The 14648-nt window shown below is 68.4% G+C and carries 17 protein-coding genes and 1 tRNA gene; 7 read left to right on the forward strand and 11 right to left on the reverse strand.

Translation table 11 applies throughout. The features are described 5' to 3' along the window. The 4 genes from JWN21_RS00410 to rimP all read right to left on the reverse strand — a co-directional run. The coding region (locus JWN21_RS00410; protein ID WP_299645411.1) for a translation initiation factor IF-2 associated domain-containing protein at positions 1 to 402 on the reverse strand (402 nt) is incomplete at its 3' end. Continuing rightward, a complete protein-coding gene (locus JWN21_RS00415) occupies positions 399 to 1094 on the reverse strand; it encodes a DUF448 domain-containing protein (RefSeq protein ID WP_299645427.1) in 696 nt (231 codons plus the stop codon). The genes JWN21_RS00415 and JWN21_RS00410, both read right to left, overlap by 4 nt. 124 nt (positions 1095 to 1218) lie before the next feature. Then, complete coding sequence (gene nusA, locus JWN21_RS00420) at positions 1219 to 2865, reverse strand: transcription termination factor NusA (RefSeq protein WP_299645412.1); 1647 nt, start codon at positions 2863 to 2865, stop codon at positions 1219 to 1221. Further along, complete coding sequence (gene rimP / locus JWN21_RS00425) at positions 2865 to 3431, reverse strand: ribosome maturation protein RimP (protein ID WP_299645413.1); 567 nt, start codon at positions 3429 to 3431, stop codon at positions 2865 to 2867. The genes nusA and rimP overlap by 1 nt, the downstream gene beginning before the upstream one ends. Before the next feature lie 277 nt (positions 3432 to 3708). On the opposite strand from rimP, the gene JWN21_RS00430 reads away from it, so the two are divergent. After that, complete coding sequence (locus JWN21_RS00430; protein WP_299645414.1) at positions 3709 to 4860, forward strand: PQQ-dependent sugar dehydrogenase; 1152 nt, start codon at positions 3709 to 3711, stop codon at positions 4858 to 4860. A 9-nt stretch (positions 4861 to 4869) separates the two neighbouring features. Here JWN21_RS00430 and JWN21_RS00435 read toward each other — a convergent pair whose 3' ends face one another. Further along, positions 4870 to 5253 carry a PaaI family thioesterase gene (locus tag JWN21_RS00435; protein ID WP_299645415.1) on the reverse strand — a complete coding sequence of 128 codons (384 nt, stop codon included), beginning with the start codon at positions 5251 to 5253 and terminating at the stop codon, positions 4870 to 4872. After that, positions 5250 to 5672 (reverse strand): PaaI family thioesterase, encoded by a 423-nt coding sequence (locus JWN21_RS00440; RefSeq protein WP_299645416.1) that lies wholly within the window; start codon positions 5670 to 5672, stop codon positions 5250 to 5252. Before JWN21_RS00440 ends, JWN21_RS00435 begins: the two co-directional genes overlap by 4 nt. Before the next feature lie 193 nt (positions 5673 to 5865). On the opposite strand from JWN21_RS00440, the gene JWN21_RS00445 reads away from it, so the two are divergent. Continuing rightward, a complete protein-coding gene (locus JWN21_RS00445; protein ID WP_299645417.1) occupies positions 5866 to 6480 on the forward strand; it encodes a winged helix-turn-helix domain-containing protein in 615 nt (204 codons plus the stop codon). Between the two features lie 23 nt (positions 6481 to 6503). Then, positions 6504 to 7283, forward strand: a complete 780-nt coding sequence (locus JWN21_RS00450) for a crotonase/enoyl-CoA hydratase family protein (protein WP_299645418.1) — start codon at positions 6504 to 6506, stop codon at positions 7281 to 7283. A gap of 116 nt (positions 7284 to 7399) precedes the next feature. Here the strand turns inward: JWN21_RS00450 and JWN21_RS00455 are convergent, their stop codons facing one another. From JWN21_RS00455 to JWN21_RS00465, 3 genes are all read right to left on the reverse strand, one after another. Next, entirely contained in the window at positions 7400 to 7864 is a 465-nt protein-coding gene (locus JWN21_RS00455) for a thioesterase family protein (protein WP_299645419.1), read from the reverse strand. Between the two features lie 100 nt (positions 7865 to 7964). Beyond that, positions 7965 to 8744 carry an SDR family NAD(P)-dependent oxidoreductase gene (locus tag JWN21_RS00460; RefSeq protein ID WP_299645420.1) on the reverse strand — a complete coding sequence of 260 codons (780 nt, stop codon included), beginning with the start codon at positions 8742 to 8744 and terminating at the stop codon, positions 7965 to 7967. Between the two features lie 121 nt (positions 8745 to 8865). Then, positions 8866 to 10035: an acetyl-CoA C-acetyltransferase gene (locus JWN21_RS00465; RefSeq protein ID WP_299645421.1), complete on the reverse strand. Its 1170-nt coding sequence runs from the start codon at positions 10033 to 10035 to the stop codon at positions 8866 to 8868. Positions 10036 to 10105: 70 nt separating this feature from the next. Between JWN21_RS00465 and JWN21_RS00470 the strand changes: the two genes are divergently transcribed. After that, positions 10106 to 10771: a nitroreductase gene (locus tag JWN21_RS00470; RefSeq protein WP_299645422.1), complete on the forward strand. Its 666-nt coding sequence runs from the start codon at positions 10106 to 10108 to the stop codon at positions 10769 to 10771. A 135-nt stretch (positions 10772 to 10906) separates the two neighbouring features. Here the strand turns inward: JWN21_RS00470 and JWN21_RS00475 are convergent, their stop codons facing one another. Both JWN21_RS00475 and JWN21_RS00480 read right to left on the reverse strand, forming a co-directional pair. Continuing rightward, complete coding sequence (locus JWN21_RS00475; RefSeq protein WP_299645423.1) at positions 10907 to 11167, reverse strand: hypothetical protein; 261 nt, start codon at positions 11165 to 11167, stop codon at positions 10907 to 10909. A 169-nt stretch (positions 11168 to 11336) separates the two neighbouring features. Beyond that, the gene (locus JWN21_RS00480; RefSeq protein ID WP_299645424.1) at positions 11337 to 12746 is read right to left on the reverse strand and encodes a DEAD/DEAH box helicase; all 1410 of its coding nucleotides are present in this window, start codon (positions 12744 to 12746) and stop codon (positions 11337 to 11339) included. 243 nt (positions 12747 to 12989) lie between these two features. Between JWN21_RS00480 and dapB the strand changes: the two genes are divergently transcribed. The 3 genes from dapB to JWN21_RS00495 all read left to right on the forward strand — a co-directional run bounded on the left by dapB (position 12990) and on the right by JWN21_RS00495 (position 14489). After that, on the forward strand, positions 12990 to 13712 hold the full coding sequence (gene dapB, locus JWN21_RS00485) for a 4-hydroxy-tetrahydrodipicolinate reductase (protein WP_299645425.1): 723 nt from the start codon (positions 12990 to 12992) through the stop codon (positions 13710 to 13712). Further along, the gene (gene nth, locus JWN21_RS00490; protein ID WP_299645426.1) at positions 13709 to 14368 is read left to right on the forward strand and encodes an endonuclease III; all 660 of its coding nucleotides are present in this window, start codon (positions 13709 to 13711) and stop codon (positions 14366 to 14368) included. Before dapB ends, nth begins: the two co-directional genes overlap by 4 nt. A 44-nt stretch (positions 14369 to 14412) precedes the next feature. Beyond that, positions 14413 to 14489, forward strand: a tRNA-Arg gene (locus JWN21_RS00495). Positions 14490 to 14648: the final 159 nt, after the last annotated feature.

Consider the following 14648-nt stretch of genomic DNA (forward strand, 5'->3'; position numbering starts at 1 on the left):
TTCCGCTGCGCGGCGACGCTCGTCATCGGCGGCGCGGGCGCGCGCCTCGCCCTCGCGGCGGCGGGTTTCCTCCAGCGCGCCCATGCGCTGCTCTTCGGCTTCGCGAAGCAGCTTGGACTGCCGCTCCTGCGCCGACAGTTGCACTTCGGGGCGCGGCGCTACCGGGGCGGCAACGGGAGCGACTGGTGCAGGGACCGGCTCGGCGGCGACGGGCGCGGCGGGTTGCGCGCCGGCGCCACCTGGGCCCGGGCCGAGCACACGGCGGCGCTTGACCTCGACCTCGACCGTGTTGGTGCGGCCGTGGCTGAAGCTCTGCTTGACCTTGCCCACCTCGACCGTACGCTTCAGCCCCAGGGGCGCGCGCATGCCAAGCTTGGGCTTGTCGTTGTCGGTCTCGCTCACTCGTATTCCTCGTTCAGTTCACGGCCGACCGTCACCGGCGAGACGCCGGGGGCCGATGCGCCCTGCGAGGCCGTATCGCAAGGCAAAGGCAGGATTTTGGTACCGATGAAATGCAGCCAGCGGTCAAGCGCATCGCCCACCCGCCCGGCCGCAGCGCGATCGGTCACGCCGATATGTACCACGTTTTCACGCCCCAGCGCCATCGACAATATGGCGCGGGGGACGGGCAATGTCAGCCCCTTGCGCCCGCTGCCCTCCTCGTCGCGACCGACCCGCCACGCCTGGGCGAGCTTGCCTGCGCCGTCCGCACTCGCGTCGGCGGCGTGGTAGAGCCCGTGCAACTGGCCGGATCGGGCCGCGCCCTCGATCCGCTCCGACCCGGTCAGCAGCGTGCCGCCGCGCGCCTCCAGCCCCAGCCGGTCGAGCGCGTTGCGCTCCAGCGCGGCAGCGATCTTGGCCGGCAGATCGGGGTCGATGACGAACGACGCGCCCTTGAAGGCGCGGGACAACGCACCTTTCAGCCTGCCCTTCGCAAGGGCGGTCTGCAGTTCCGCGGCTGTCACGCCGATCCATGCCCCGCGCCCTGGCGCCTTGGCGCGAACATCGGGCAGCACCTGTCCGTCCGGCGACAGCGCCAGGCGCACGAGGTTGCTCCGCACGTCACGGTCGCGCGTCAGGATGCAGGAGCGAATGGGTTCGTCCCCCTCCCGCTGGCGGGAGGGGCTAGAGGAGGGGATGTTCCCCAGGTCGTCGGAGGCGGACAGGCCCTCCCCCGACCCCTCCTGCGCTGCGGGAGGGGAGAAGGTCGCTACCGCCTCATTGCTCGGAGTCCGCATGCGCGTCCTCCCCGGCAGGCTGCTCTTCAACCGCGACGGGCTCGTCCTCGAACCAGTGCGCGCGCGCGGCCATGATGATCTCGTTGCCCTGCTCGTCGGTCAGGCCATAGTCGGACAGGAGGCCGCCCTTCGGCTCGGGCCGCTTGGGCGCGTCCTCGTTGCGGCGGCGCGGCTCGACGCGCTTTTTCTCGACCAGCTCGTCGGTGGCGAGGTCAGCCAGATCGTCCAGCGTCTTGATCCCCGCCTTGCCCAGCGTCACCAGCATGGCCTCGGTCAGGTACGGCATGCCCGCGAGCGCGTCCTCGACGCCCAGCGCGGTGCGCTCCTCGCGGGACGCCTCGTTGCGCCGCTCCAGCGCTTCCTGCGCACGGCTCTGCAGCTCGTCGGCGAGCTCCTCCAGCCCCTCGATCCCGGCGATCTCGTCCGGCTCGACATAGGCGACCTCCTCCAGGCTGGTGAAGCCCTCCGCGACCAGCAGCTGCGCCAGCGTCTCGTCGACATCCAGCTCGGTCTGAAAGATCTCGGTGTTGGTGGTGAACTCGCGCTGGCGCTTTTCGCTCGCGTCCGCCTCGGTCAGGATGTCGATCGCCTTGCCGGTCAGCTGACTCGCGAGTCGTACGTTCTGGCCACGCCGGCCGATCGCGAGGCTCAGCTGATCGTCGGGCACCACCACCTCGATCCGGTCCTCCTCCTCGTCGATCACGACGCGGCTGACGGACGCCGGCTGCAGCGCGTTGACGACGAAGGTGGCGGTATCGGGCGACCAGGGGATGATGTCGATCTTCTCGCCCTGCATCTCCTGCACGACCGCCTGCACTCTGGAGCCCTTCATGCCCACGCACGCGCCGACCGGGTCGATCGACGAGTCGCGGCTGATCACGCCGATCTTGGCGCGGCTGCCCGGATCGCGCGCGGCCGCCATGATGGTGATGATGCCGTCGTAGATCTCGGGCACTTCCTGCGCGAACAGCTTCTTCATGAAGTCGGGATGCGCGCGGGACAGGAAGATCTGCGGCCCGCGGTTCTCGCGCACGACCTTCAGGATCAGCGAGCGGATGCGGTCGTTGACGCGCACCACCTCGCGCGGGATCTGCGCGTCGCGGCGGATGACGCCCTCGGCGCGACCCAGATCGACGACGACATGGCCGAACTCGACGCGCTTGATGACGCCGGTGATGATCTCACCCTGGCGATCCTTGAACTCTTCGTACTGGCGCTCGCGCTCGGCGTCGCGGACCTTCTGGAAGATGACCTGCTTGGCGGCCTGCGCGGCGATGCGGCCGAACTCGATCGCGGGCAGCGGATCGACGATATAGTCGCCGATCACCGCACCGGGCTGGAGCTTCTCGGCACCCTTGACGTCGACCTGGGTGAAGTAGTTGTCGACGGCCTCCACGACCTCGACCACGCGCCACAGCCTGAGGTCGCCCGATGTGGCGTCCAGCTTGGCGCGAATGTCGTTCTCCGCGCCATACCGAGCCTTGGCGGCGCGTTGGATCGCGTCCTCCATCGCCTCGATGACGATGGCGCGGTCGATCATCTTCTCGGTCGCGACCGCATTGGCGATTGCGATCAACTCCGCGCGGTTGGCGGTGGTGCCGGAGATGGTGGGGGCGGCGACGGCCATCAATTTAGTTCCTCTGTCTGCTCGGCTTCGTCGGCCGCTTCGTCAATTTCGTCGGCACCCTCGACGCTGAGGGGCCTGGTGGCGGCGACCAGCCGATCGGTGAAGACCAGCTTGGCGTCGGCGATCGCGGCGAAGGGCAAGGCGACTTCACCCTTGTCGGTAGCAAGCACCACATCGTCGTCGCGAGTGCCAACCAGATCGCCCTTGAACACCTTCTGCCCGTCACGCTTCTCGGCGAGCACGACGCGCGCCTCATGACCCTGCCAGTCGGCGAAATCGGTGAGCCGCGTCAGCGGCCGGTCGATGCCGGGACTCGATACCTCCAGCCGGTATGCGCCCTCGATCGGGTCCTTGCCTTCCGCCTCCAGCGCATCGAACCGGTCCGACAGGCGGCGCGACAGCTCCGAGCAATCGTCGATCGTGAGCTGGCGCGTGTCCGGCCGCTCCGCCATCACCTGCAACGTGCGATCGTCTCCCCCGCCAAACAGCTTGACGCGCACCAGATCGAAGCCGAGCGCGCGCGCTTCCGGCTCGATCAGGGCGTGCAAGAGGGTAAGGTCGGCCAATCGAGTGCCCTAAGCTAAGCGTCTGCGGTGCCGCGGAGCCAGCCCCGCAGCCTCTTTTCACCGGACGATGTAAGAGAGTGACAGCGATATAGGCCAACGCGCGGGCCGGGGCAAGCGCGCGAACGGAGCGTTGTCCCACAGTCGCGCTTTCCCTTAGGCCGTTGCCCTATGTTACGGCACATCCTCCGTTCGCCCCGTGCGGGGGAGAGATATGTGGCGGAAAACAGCGTTCAGGCGTTACCTGCTGTTACCTGCTTCTTGTCTTCGGAGTTGCTCCATGCGTCGCCTCACCCTTGCCGTCCTGCCGCTCGTGGCGCTCGCCTGCTCCGCGCAGACTCCCGCCGGAGGGGGGCAGGAGCGCGTAAAGAGCCCAGGCACCGGCAGCCTGCCGTTCGCAATTACTCCCGTCGCGGATTTCGACGCGCCGTGGGCGATGACGTTCCTGCCTGACGGGCGCCTGCTGGTGACGGAGAAGAATGGCCGGCTGATCCTGTCGGCCGCCGACGGGCTGCGACGGATGCAGGTGGCGGGGCTGCCGCCGGTCGACAGCGAGGGGCAGGGCGGGCTGATGGACGTGGTGCTCGCGCCCGATTTCGCGCGCAGCGGCCTGGTGTATCTGTCGGCCAGCGTCGCTGGCCCGGGCGGCAAGGGCGTGGTGCTGATGCGCGGCAAGCTCGTCGAAAACGAAGGGCTGGCGCGCCTGGAGGGCGTGACGACCATCTTCGGCGCGCGACCGTTCGTGACCGGCGACGGCCATTATTCCGGTCGCATCGCCTTCTCGCCCGACGGCCGGCACCTGTTCTTCACCAACGGCGAGCGGCAGAAGTTCACCCCGGCGCAGGACCCGAAGACGACGTTGGGCAAGGTGCTGCGCCTCACGCTCGACGGCAAGCCCGCGCCGGGGAATCCGCTCGCCGCCAAGGGCTTTGCGCCCGAAGTCTGGACCTACGGCCACCGCAACCTGCTCGGCATCGCCTTTGATGGTGCCGGCAATCTGTGGGAGCAGGAGATGGGACCCAAGGGCGGCGACGAGCTGAACCTCGTCCTGCCGGGCCGGAACTACGGCTATCCGCTAGTGTCCGACGGCGATCATTACGACGGCAAGGACATTCCCGACCACGCCACCCGCCCCGATCTGGAGCGCTACAAGGTCAACTGGACGCCCGTGATCTCGCCGGGCGGTCTGATGATCTATTCGGGGTCCCAATTCCCGGCATGGCGCGGCGATGCGTTCATCGGCGGGCTGTCGTCAAAGGCGCTGATCCGCGTTGACCTGAACGGTACGACCGCGCGCAAGGGCGATCAGTGGGACATGGGCGCACGCATCCGCGAGGTGGAGCAGGGCCCGGACGGCGCCATCTATGTGCTGGAAGACGGCGCGCGCGGGTCACAGGGGCGACTGCTGAAGCTGACGCCCAGGCGAAGCTGAGGCCGCTGCTCAGTCCCTGACGATCAGGTAATTCATTCGCGCCCGCGCGATCGGCTTCGCGGGATCGTCCTGCCAGGCGGTCGCGTCGACATTCGCCACGCGGGTGCCCAGTCGCTCCACCACGCCCAGCGCGCGGGTCGGCTTGTCGCGGCCGCCGCGCATGAAATCGACGGTGACGTTGACAGGCTTGATGCGGCCGCCCTCCTCTCCCAGCGCGTGCCGCAGAGCGACGATCGCCGCCATTTCCAGCAACCCGGTGATCGCCCCACCGTGGAGAAAGCCCGGCCGGCCCAGGACAGGGTCGGCAAACGGCATGACCAGCAGCGGCGGTCCCTCGCCGTGCGGCTCCTCGGCGAGATCGAGCAGCTGGGCATAGGGCGGAAGCGCGCTCATGCGTCGATGTTCATGAAGGTGCCCGCGACATGCGCCACCGGGTCGTCGGGATCGCCGTCATGCGCCGACCCGCGCACGAACGAGACCGCGCGCGTCAACCGATAGCACTCACCGCGGCCGATCACCGTGCGGCCGGACGCCGCCGGCCGCAAATAGTCGACGCGCAGGTCCAACGTCGCGTGCGGCACGAACACGCCTTTCTTCTGCCAGACCGAAAAGCTGGTCGCCATGTCCATCAGCGTGATGATCGGGCCAGAGGCCAACACGCCGCGCTCGATGTCGCCGACCAGATCCGCCTGCCAGGGCAGCCGCAACTCCACCCAATTCGGCCCGTTCGCGTGAAAGGCAATGCCCAGCCGCCCGCCATGCCCGCCAAAGCCGCGGGCGGCGAAACGCTGCGCATCGAACGGACCTGCCATGCGCTTGGCCTTACACGCCATGGGTTGCGATCCGCAACGTTGCAGCATTGTAACTAAGCCGCTAACCCTGTCGCCCCTAGCCTTGCGCCACGAATAATGGGGCAAACTGATGCAGATAACGAGCCGCAACGCGGACGAGGTTCGCCGCACGCAGCGCAGACGCATCCGAAACGGAGGTTGATGGCGGCCGGCGGTGGCTGGACCGCGATACACGGCAGGGGTGCTTCCGGTCCTGCTCCTCGGCGTCGAGCGCCCCGCGTTGCCGGCACTGCTCGCGGAGCGCGGCCTGGTGGCGCGTACGAACGGCACGGGATACGTCGCGGCGCTGGTCGGCGAGGCGGAGGAGCGCCCGATCTGCCCTGCGGTCGTGGAGGCGAGCGCGCCGGCGCGAGCCGGACGGCTGCTGGACAACGGGGCCGACGACGTGGTGCTGCGGACCGATCCCGACGCCCTGGTCGCAGCCCGCCTTGCCGCACTGGTGCGCCGCGCGCTTCCCGGAATGGTGGAGATCGGCGAGATCGCGATCGATACGGTCAACCGCCGCGTGACGCTGCGCGGCGAACCGCTGGTCCTGTTGCCGCGTGAGTACGCGCTCTTGCTGTACCTGGCCCGCTACACGGGCGTGGTGGTCGATCACGCGACCTTGCACCGCGCGATCTGGGACCGCGGCTTCGATCCGGGCACCAACGTCATCGCGGTCCATGTCTCGCGCCTGCGCGGCAAGATAACCGACAGTGGGGTGACGCTGCTGACGGAACGGGGCCGTGGTTATCGGCTCGCCGTTGCTCAGGTGGGCTCGGCGCGGTAACTCTGCTGGCCAGAGGAGAGCTCATGACCGATCGCGTCACCATCGCCGTCGCCGGCGGCATCGCCGACGTACGTCTCGCCCGGCCCGACAAGATGAATGCGCTCGACCCGGCGATGTTCGAGGGCATCGGCGCGACCATCGACGCGCTCGCGACCCGCACCGACGTACGCTGCGTCGTCTTGTCGGGGGAGGGCCGCGCGTTCTGCGCCGGGCTGGATATGGCAAGCATGCAGGCGGGCGGCTCGGGCACCGGTCGCGAGCGCAATGCGCAGGGATCGATCCTGCCGCAGCACGTCACCTGGGGCTGGCGGATGCTGCCGATGCCCGTGATCGCGGCGGTTCATGGAGTCGCGTTCGGCGGCGGCTTTCAGATCATGTCGGGAGCCGACATCCGCATCGCCGCGCCGGATGCGCGCTTCGCCATTCGCGAGAGCTATTGGGGGCTGGTGCCCGACATGGCCGGTTTTCCGATCTGGCGCGGGCTGGTGCGCGACGATGTGCTGCGCGAGCTGGTGTATACCGCGCGCGAGTTCGACGCGGCCGAGGCGCTGCACCACGGCTTCGTCACCCGTCTCGCCGAGGACCCGCATGCGGCGGCGATGGACCTGGCGTGCCAGATCGCCGCGCGCAGCCCGCATGCGATTCGTGGAGCCAAGCGGCTGTGCAACATGGCCCACGACGCCGATCCGCGCGCAATGCTGGAGGCTGAAACCGACGAGCAGATCAAGGTGATCGGCAAGCCCAACATGATGGAACAGGTGCGGGCGCATATGGAAAAGCGCATGGCGGTGTTCACGGACTAGCCTACCCTCTCCCACAAGCGCGAGAGGGACACGCAGCGAAGCTGCCAGGGTGAGGGCACGACGCGCGTTCCAGGTCAGTGCGCCGGCCCCGCGTCAGACCCTCACCCCGCTGCCTGCTACGGCTGTCCCTCTCCCGCAGGCGGGAGAGGGTTTGTCACCAGCCACTTCGCGAGCTCGGCCTTGAACGCGTCCGACAGGCCGCCGCCGTCCTCGTCCTTGTCCATCACGATCACCACGTCGCAGGTCGCGAGCGGCTTGCCGTCCTGGAACATCGCCGCGAGGATCTGCCAGCTGCGCCCACCGATCTCGCCGATGCCGGTCGCGATCTCGACGTCGGCAGGGTACTGCCCTTCCGCGACATAGTTGATCTCCATCTGCGCGACCACTGCACGGCGGCGCAGGCCGGCGAGGCCCCATAGCTGCGCCTGCTGGTTGAATTTGGTCCTAGCCGTCTCGAACAGCGCGGCGAAGGCGACATTGTTGAGGTGGCCGAGCACGTCCAGATCCTGGAACCGCGTCTGCACGGCCTGGGTGTGCGGGTAGGCGGTGGGTGAGAGCCGCCAGGAGGCAGGGCGGGGCATCAGTTCCCCTCCCGCTTGCGGGAGGGGCCAGGGGAGGGACTGTCGGACGTGAGCTGACAAGCCCTCCCCCGAGCCCTCCCACAAGCGGGAGGGGAGTCCGTCAACGCGGCGCCATCCGGATCGCGCCATCCAGTCGCACGTCCTCGCCGTTGAAATAGCCGTTCTCGACCATCGTCAGCGCCAGGTGCGCATATTCCGCCGGGTCGCCGAGCCGCTTGGGGAACGGCACCGAGGCCGCGAGCGCATCCTTCACCTGTGGCGGCGCGCCGTTCATCAGCGGCGTGTTGAAGATGCCGGGCAGGATCGTGTTTACCCGGATGCCCTCGCCCATCAGGTCGCGCGCGATCGGCAGTGTCATGCCGACGACGCCGCCCTTGGAGGCCGAATAGGCCGCCTGGCCGATCTGCCCGTCCTCCGCCGCGACGCTGGCAGTCATGACGATCGCGCCCCGTTCGCCATCGATCGGGTCGACCGACAGCATGCCGGCCGCCGACTTGGCGACGCAGCGGAAGGTGCCGACCAGATTGATCTGGATGAGCCAGTTGAACGCCTCGAGCGGGAAGTGCTTGATCGAGCCGTCCTCGCGCGAGCGGCTCGCGGTCTTCACCGCATTGCCCGTGCCCGCGCAGCACACCAGCACGCGCTCCTGCCCATGCGCCGCGCGCGCCTTGGCAAAGCCGGCGTCGACGCTCTCGTCGCTGGTCACGTTGACCTCGCAGAACACGCCGCCGATCTCGGCCGCAACCGCCTCGCCCTTGTCCTTCTGCAGGTCGAAGATCGCGACCTTGGCACCCCTGGCGGCGAGCGCGCGGGCGGTCGCTTCGCCCAGGCCGGAGGCGCCGCCGGTGACCACGGCGGCGATGGTGTTGTTCAATTGCATGTTCGCTCCTGTCCTGCTTCGTCATGCTGAACTTGTTTCAGCATCCATGCGCAACATCGGCTCCACGAGCCTCGTTCGCTGTCTCGCATGGACCCCGAAACAAGTTCAGGGCGACGGTGAATTACAACCGCTCCACGATCGTGACGTTGGCGAGTCCGCCGCCCTCGCACATCGTCTGCAGGCCATAGCGCCCGCCGCGCTTGTGCAGCGCGTGGACAAGCGTCGCCATCAGCTTGGTGCCGCTCGCGCCCAACGGATGGCCCAGCGCGATCGCGCCGCCGTTGACGTTCAGCTTGGCCGGGTCGCCGCCGACGTGCTTGAGCCACGCCAGCGGCACCGGCGCGAACGCCTCGTTGACCTCGTACAGGTCGATGTCGTCGATGCTCAGCCCCGCACGCTTCAACGCCTTGTCGGTCGCGAACAGCGGTTCTTCCAGCATGATCACCGGATCGCCGCCCGTCACCGTCAGCGTGTGGATACGCGCCAGCGGCGTCAGGCCATGCTCCTTCAGCGCGCGCTCGCTGACCACCAGCACGGCGGATGCGCCGTCGCAGATCTGGCTGGCATTGGCGGCGGAGATGACGCCGCCCTCCTTCAACAGCTTGACCGCGCCGATCGACTCCGGCGTCGCGTCATAGCGGATGCCCTCGTCGCGATCGTGGCGAACGACACCCTCGGGCGTCTCGACGTCGAGGCCGACGATCTCGTCCGCAAAGTCGCCACGCTTCGTCGCTTCGGCGGCACGATGGTGGCTCTCGGCGGCATAGCGGTCGAGCTGTTCGCGACTGAATCCGTGCTTGGCCGCCATCATCTCGGCACCCATGAACTGCGAGAACTGGACGTCGGGGTAGCGCTCCGCCTGACGCGGCGACATCGATTTGCCGAGGCCCGCCTGCGCGAACAGCATCCCGGTCGAACCCATCGGCACGCGTGTCATCGACTCGACCCCGCTCGCGATCACCACGTCCTGCGTGCCGCTCATCACCGCCTGCGCGGCGAACTGGATCGCCTGCTGCGAGGAGCCGCACTGGCGGTCGATCGTCACGGCGGGAACCGATTGCGGCAGCCTGGACGCCAGCACTGCGCCGCGCCCGACCTGGAAGCCCTGCTCACCGCCCTGGCTGACGCAGCCCATCACCACGTCCTCGATCGCGGCCGGATCGATCCCCGAGCGATCGACGATGGCGTTGAGCACTTCGCCCGCCATGTCGGCCGGGTGCCAGCCCGCCAGCCTGCCGCCCCGCCGCCCGCCTGCCGTGCGCACCGCCTCGACGATATATGCCGCCGCCATTTGCCGTCTCCATAACAACTGTTATCCCGCGTCTATTCGCCCAATCCGGGCGAGGCGGCAAGGGGCAGGCATGAACATCGGTGAGGCAGTGGCGGCGCGGCGCTCGGTGCGCGGGTTCCTGGACGAACCGGTCGATCCGGTGCTGCTGAAGGACTTGGCGATCAGGGCGGGGCGGGCCGCCACTGGTGGCAACCTGCAACCTTGGCATATCGATATCGTGCATGGCGAGGCGATGGCCGAGCTCAAGGCGATCATGGCCGGCAAAATAGAACGCGGTGAGAAGGAACAGCCCGGCTACGACATCTACCCGCGCGAGATGGCGGACCACCACAAGGCCCGGACCTTCGGCATCGGCGAGGCGCTCTACGGCCATCTCGGCATCCCACGAGAGGACAAGCGCGCACGTGTGCAGTGGTTCAGGCGAAACTTCGAGTTCTTCGGCGCGCCTGCAGCCTATTTCTGCACCGTCGACCGCCGCATGGGCTCGCCGCAATGGGCCGATTGCGGCATGTACCTGCAGAATCTGATGTTGCTCGCGGTCGAGGCGGGGCTGGCGACGTGCGCGCAGGAATGCTGGGCGATGTACCCGCAGACGGTCGAGCGCTTCCTTGGCACGCCGCCGGAGCGGATGCTGTTCTGCGGTGTCGCGATCGGGCGGGAAGATCCAGACGAACCGGCCAACCGGTTGCGCAGCGAACGCGCATCCGAGGAGGAGTGGCTGACGGTGCTGGGCTGATCGCACCGCGCTGACCCAGCCCCTCCCCGGCGGAAGCCGGAACCTAGTCCGCGGCGCGGCTCCACACGATCGTTATGTGAGTGGCGCAGCCAACTGAGCCCCGGCTTCCGCCGGGGAGGGGCTGACCCATTGGACTCACATCACCACTGGCTTGCCCTGCTCCAGCCCCGCCAGGATCATCGCTTCCCACACCTGCGGATCACCGGCCTTCGCCATGGCGGCGTCGGGCTCGCGCAGCGTCTTCAGCACCGCGATCGCGTCGGGCAGATAATCACGCCACGCGCCGTCGATCGCCCTCGAGGCGGACTCGGCGTCGCCATCTGCGTTCGCGCTGATCCGCTGCCCGGCGAGCACGCGTGCGACGCGCTCGACGGCGGGGGTGAGGGATACGTCCATATTCCTTCTCCGAAGTTGTTCGGGAAGCAAACGGGCGAGAGCCGTACAATTTCCGTCATGCCGGCCTTGAGCCGGCATCCGGCGTGGTTCGGCGATCGCCGCCTCACATCTGAGCGCGTCGCCCGAACCGCGTTGGACCCCGGCTCAAGGCCGGGGTGACAGTGGAGCATTACCGCGCGGCAACGCTCCGGCCACCACCGCCGCTGCGACCACGGCCGCCACCGCCACCGCTGCTACCACCGCCGCTTGGACCACGCCGGCTCGCGCCCGCATAGTTGCGCCCGTTGGTGGACGTGCCCGGCGCGGTCTGACCCGACCCACGGCTGGGCTGCGGCGAATGCGTCGCGCGCGGCCGCGCGGGCTGGCGCTGCTGCTGGCGATCCGCACGCGGCTCAGGATCGGCCCCGATCGCCTTGACGCGCGTCGCCTTGATCGCGTTCGCCTGCTGCAGGAAGTCCGCCGGCAGCGGGCGGATCTCGATCTTCTGGCGCGTGACCTTCTCGATGTCCTTCAGATACGGCCTCTCGTCATCGGCACAGAAGGCGACCGCGATGCCGGACGCTCCGGCGCGTGCCGTCCGCCCGATACGGTGGACATATTGCTCGGGCACATTGGGCAGCTCGAAGTTGATGACATGGGTCACGCCCGACACGTCGATGCCGCGGGCGGCGATGTCGGTCGCGACCAGGATCTTGGCCTGCCCCGTCTTGAACTCGGCCAGCGCGCGCTCGCGCTGCGGCTGCGACTTGTTGCCGTGGATGGCGTTGGAGTTGATGCCGTTGCCCGCCAGCAGCTTCACGACGCGATCCGCGCCATGCTTGGTGCGGGTGAACACCAGCGCCCGCTCGACCGCTGGGTCGGCGAGCACCAAAGTCAGCAGCGCCTGCTTCTCCCCCTGATTGACGAAGGTGACGCACTGATCGACACGCTCGGCGGTCGTTGCGGCAGGCTTGATCGACACCGTCGCGGGATCGGTCAGAAACTGCGAGGCGAGCTCGCGGATCGACGTCGGCATGGTTGCCGAGAAGAACAGCGTCTGGCGCTTGCGCGGCACCATGCGCACGATCTTCTTGAGCGCATGGATGAAGCCCAGATCGAGCATCTGGTCGGCTTCGTCGAGCACCAGGATCTCGATCGTCGACAGATTGCAGTACCCCTGCTCGACCAGGTCGATCAGCCGGCCCGGTGTTGCGACCAGGATGTCGACGCCGCGCGACAGGTCCTGACGGTTCTTGTTGATCGACGTGCCGCCGAACACGGTCGCGACCGACATGCGGCTGAACTGACCATAGGCGCGCGCACTTTCGGCGATCTGGCCGGCCAGCTCGCGGGTTGGGGCGAGCACCAGCATCCGGCAATGCGTCGGCAGGACGCGCTTGACGCTGGCGACGAGGCGCTGGATCGACGGCAGCACGAACGCGGCGGTCTTGCCGGTGCCGGTCTGCGCGATGCCGAGCAGGTCGCGGCCCTCGAGCAGCGTGGGAATGGAATCGCGCTGGATCGGCGTGGGCTCGGTATAGCCTTTTGCCTGGAGCGCGCGGACGAGCGGATCGGCCAGACCGAGATGTGCGAAGGACATGGAAACACTTTCAAAGTGCCAGGCTCGCGCGGCCCGAAAGCAATCGGGCGCACGAGGGGCGGGGAGTGGTGAACCCCCGCGTGACTTGGGAAGCTCTGTTGCTGAGCAACCGAGGCGGAGCCGAGGCCGCAAAGGCCCGATCACGCTGCGTAGGACGCCTCGATCAGCCGGCTTTGTCATGCTGCACTGCAAAAGTCAAGGTTCGCCGGTGACGGACAGCGGCCGCTGTGTCAAAGGCCCGCCATGACCTCCATCGGTATCTACGGCAGCGCCGGGCGCATGGGTCGCGCCATTGCGCAAGCAATCGAAGCGGCGGGCGCGTCGCTGGCCGGCGGTGCCGACGCGCAGGACGCGGCCGGGCCGATCGCGGCGGCGGCCGACGTGCTGGTCGACTTCTCTGCGCCCGGCGCATTGGAGGATCACCTCCTCGCCGCGCGTGCCACGCGCACGCCGATCGTGGTCGGCACCACGGGGCTGCGCGAGCGCCACCAGGCGATGATCGACGCCGCCGCCGCCGACATCGCCGTGCTCCAGACCGGCAACACGTCGCTGGGCGTGACGCTGCTGGCGCGACTGGTACGGGAGGCCGCGGCCAAGCTCGACTGGGATATCGAGATCGTCGAGACGCATCACCGCCACAAGGTCGACGCGCCATCCGGCACCGCCTTGCTGCTCGGCGAGGCGGCGGCGGCGGGGCGCGGCTCGCCCTTGTCGGAACTGAAGGTCGAGGGCCGCGCCGGGCTGACCGGCGCGCGCGCCGACGGTACGATCGGCTTTGCGTCGCTGCGCGGCGGCTCGGTGATTGGCGATCATACCGTCGTGTTCGCGGGCGAGGGCGAGCGGATCGAACTCAGCCATCTGGCGCAGGACCGCACCACGTTCGCCCATGGGGCGGTGAAGGCCGCGCTGTGGCTCGCCGACAAACCCGCTGGCCGCTACCAGATGGCGGACGTGCTCGGCTTGTGAAGCGCAGCGACACGTTCGAGTTCTACCGCCGCCTGGCGGACGCGAACCCGGCGCCAGAGACCGAACTCCACTTCGTCAACCCCTACACGCTGCTGGTCGCGGTCGCGCTGTCGGCGCAGGCGACGGACGTGTCGGTGAACAAGGCGACGCGGGCCTTGTTCGCGCAGGTGCAGGACCCCGCCGCGATGGTGGCGCTGGGCGAGGCGGCGCTCAAGGAGCACATCAAGACGATCGGCCTGTACAACGCCAAGGCCAAGAACGTCATCGCGCTGAGCGAGCGGCTGCTGGCCGAGCATGGCGGAGCGGTCCCCGCCGATCGGCATGCACTGGAGCAGCTGCCGGGCGTCGGCCACAAGACGGCCGCCGTGGTGATGAACGTCGCCTTCGGGGCAGAGACGATCGCGGTCGACACGCACGTCCTCCGCGTCGGCAATCGCACCGGTCTCGCGCCCGGCAAGACGCCGCAGATCGTCGAGCAGCGGCTGGAGAAGGTCACGCCCCAGCCCTTCCGCCGCCACGCGCACCACTGGCTGATCCTGCACGGCCGCTACGTGTGCAAGGCGCGCCGACCCGAATGCTGGCGCTGCCCCGTCGTGGACCTCTGCGCGTTCAGGCCCAAGACGCCGCCGCCTGGCCGCTTGGCGGTGGAACCGTGAAGGGACTGGCGCGCCTGCACGGCCACTGCTAATCGACGACATCCGCACCCGTAGCTCAGCTGGATAGAGCGCTGCCCTCCGAAGGCAGAGGTCACAGGTTCGAATCCTGTCGGGTGCGCCACAATTTCAATTGCTTAGCTGCTGCTTCACCGGCCACACCGCGGCTCGGGGAAACGCCTGGGGAACTATCGGGTCAGCTCATGGGCCGCCTATTAGCGTGATCGCCGGGCTTGGACGGACCTGAGTCGGTGCCGCGGCGGCGGGCTTCCGCGCTCCGATT

The organism is Sphingomonas bacterium (assembly GCF_028292945.1).
GTDB lineage: Bacteria > Pseudomonadota > Alphaproteobacteria > Sphingomonadales > Sphingomonadaceae > Sphingomonas.

Coding starts and splice junctions, on each gene's coding strand:
- JWN21_RS00435 (WP_299645415.1), bottom strand. CDS start 5,253: ATGAGCGCGCTTCCGCCCTATGCCCAGCTGCTCGATCTCGCCGAGGAG.
- JWN21_RS00465 (WP_299645421.1), bottom strand. CDS start 10,035: ATGGCGGCGGCATATATCGTCGAGGCGGTGCGCACGGCAGGCGGGCGG.
- JWN21_RS00460 (WP_299645420.1), bottom strand. CDS start 8,744: ATGCAATTGAACAACACCATCGCCGCCGTGGTCACCGGCGGCGCCTCC.
- JWN21_RS00430 (WP_299645414.1), top strand. CDS start 3,709: ATGCGTCGCCTCACCCTTGCCGTCCTGCCGCTCGTGGCGCTCGCCTGC.
- JWN21_RS00455 (WP_299645419.1), bottom strand. CDS start 7,864: ATGCCCCGCCCTGCCTCCTGGCGGCTCTCACCCACCGCCTACCCGCAC.
- JWN21_RS00440 (WP_299645416.1), bottom strand. CDS start 5,672: ATGGCAGGTCCGTTCGATGCGCAGCGTTTCGCCGCCCGCGGCTTTGGC.
- nusA (WP_299645412.1), bottom strand. CDS start 2,865: ATGGCCGTCGCCGCCCCCACCATCTCCGGCACCACCGCCAACCGCGCG.
- JWN21_RS00470 (WP_299645422.1), top strand. CDS start 10,106: ATGAACATCGGTGAGGCAGTGGCGGCGCGGCGCTCGGTGCGCGGGTTC.
- JWN21_RS00480 (WP_299645424.1), bottom strand. CDS start 12,746: ATGTCCTTCGCACATCTCGGTCTGGCCGATCCGCTCGTCCGCGCGCTC.
- dapB (WP_299645425.1), top strand. CDS start 12,990: ATGACCTCCATCGGTATCTACGGCAGCGCCGGGCGCATGGGTCGCGCC.
- JWN21_RS00450 (WP_299645418.1), top strand. CDS start 6,504: ATGACCGATCGCGTCACCATCGCCGTCGCCGGCGGCATCGCCGACGTA.
- JWN21_RS00475 (WP_299645423.1), bottom strand. CDS start 11,167: ATGGACGTATCCCTCACCCCCGCCGTCGAGCGCGTCGCACGCGTGCTC.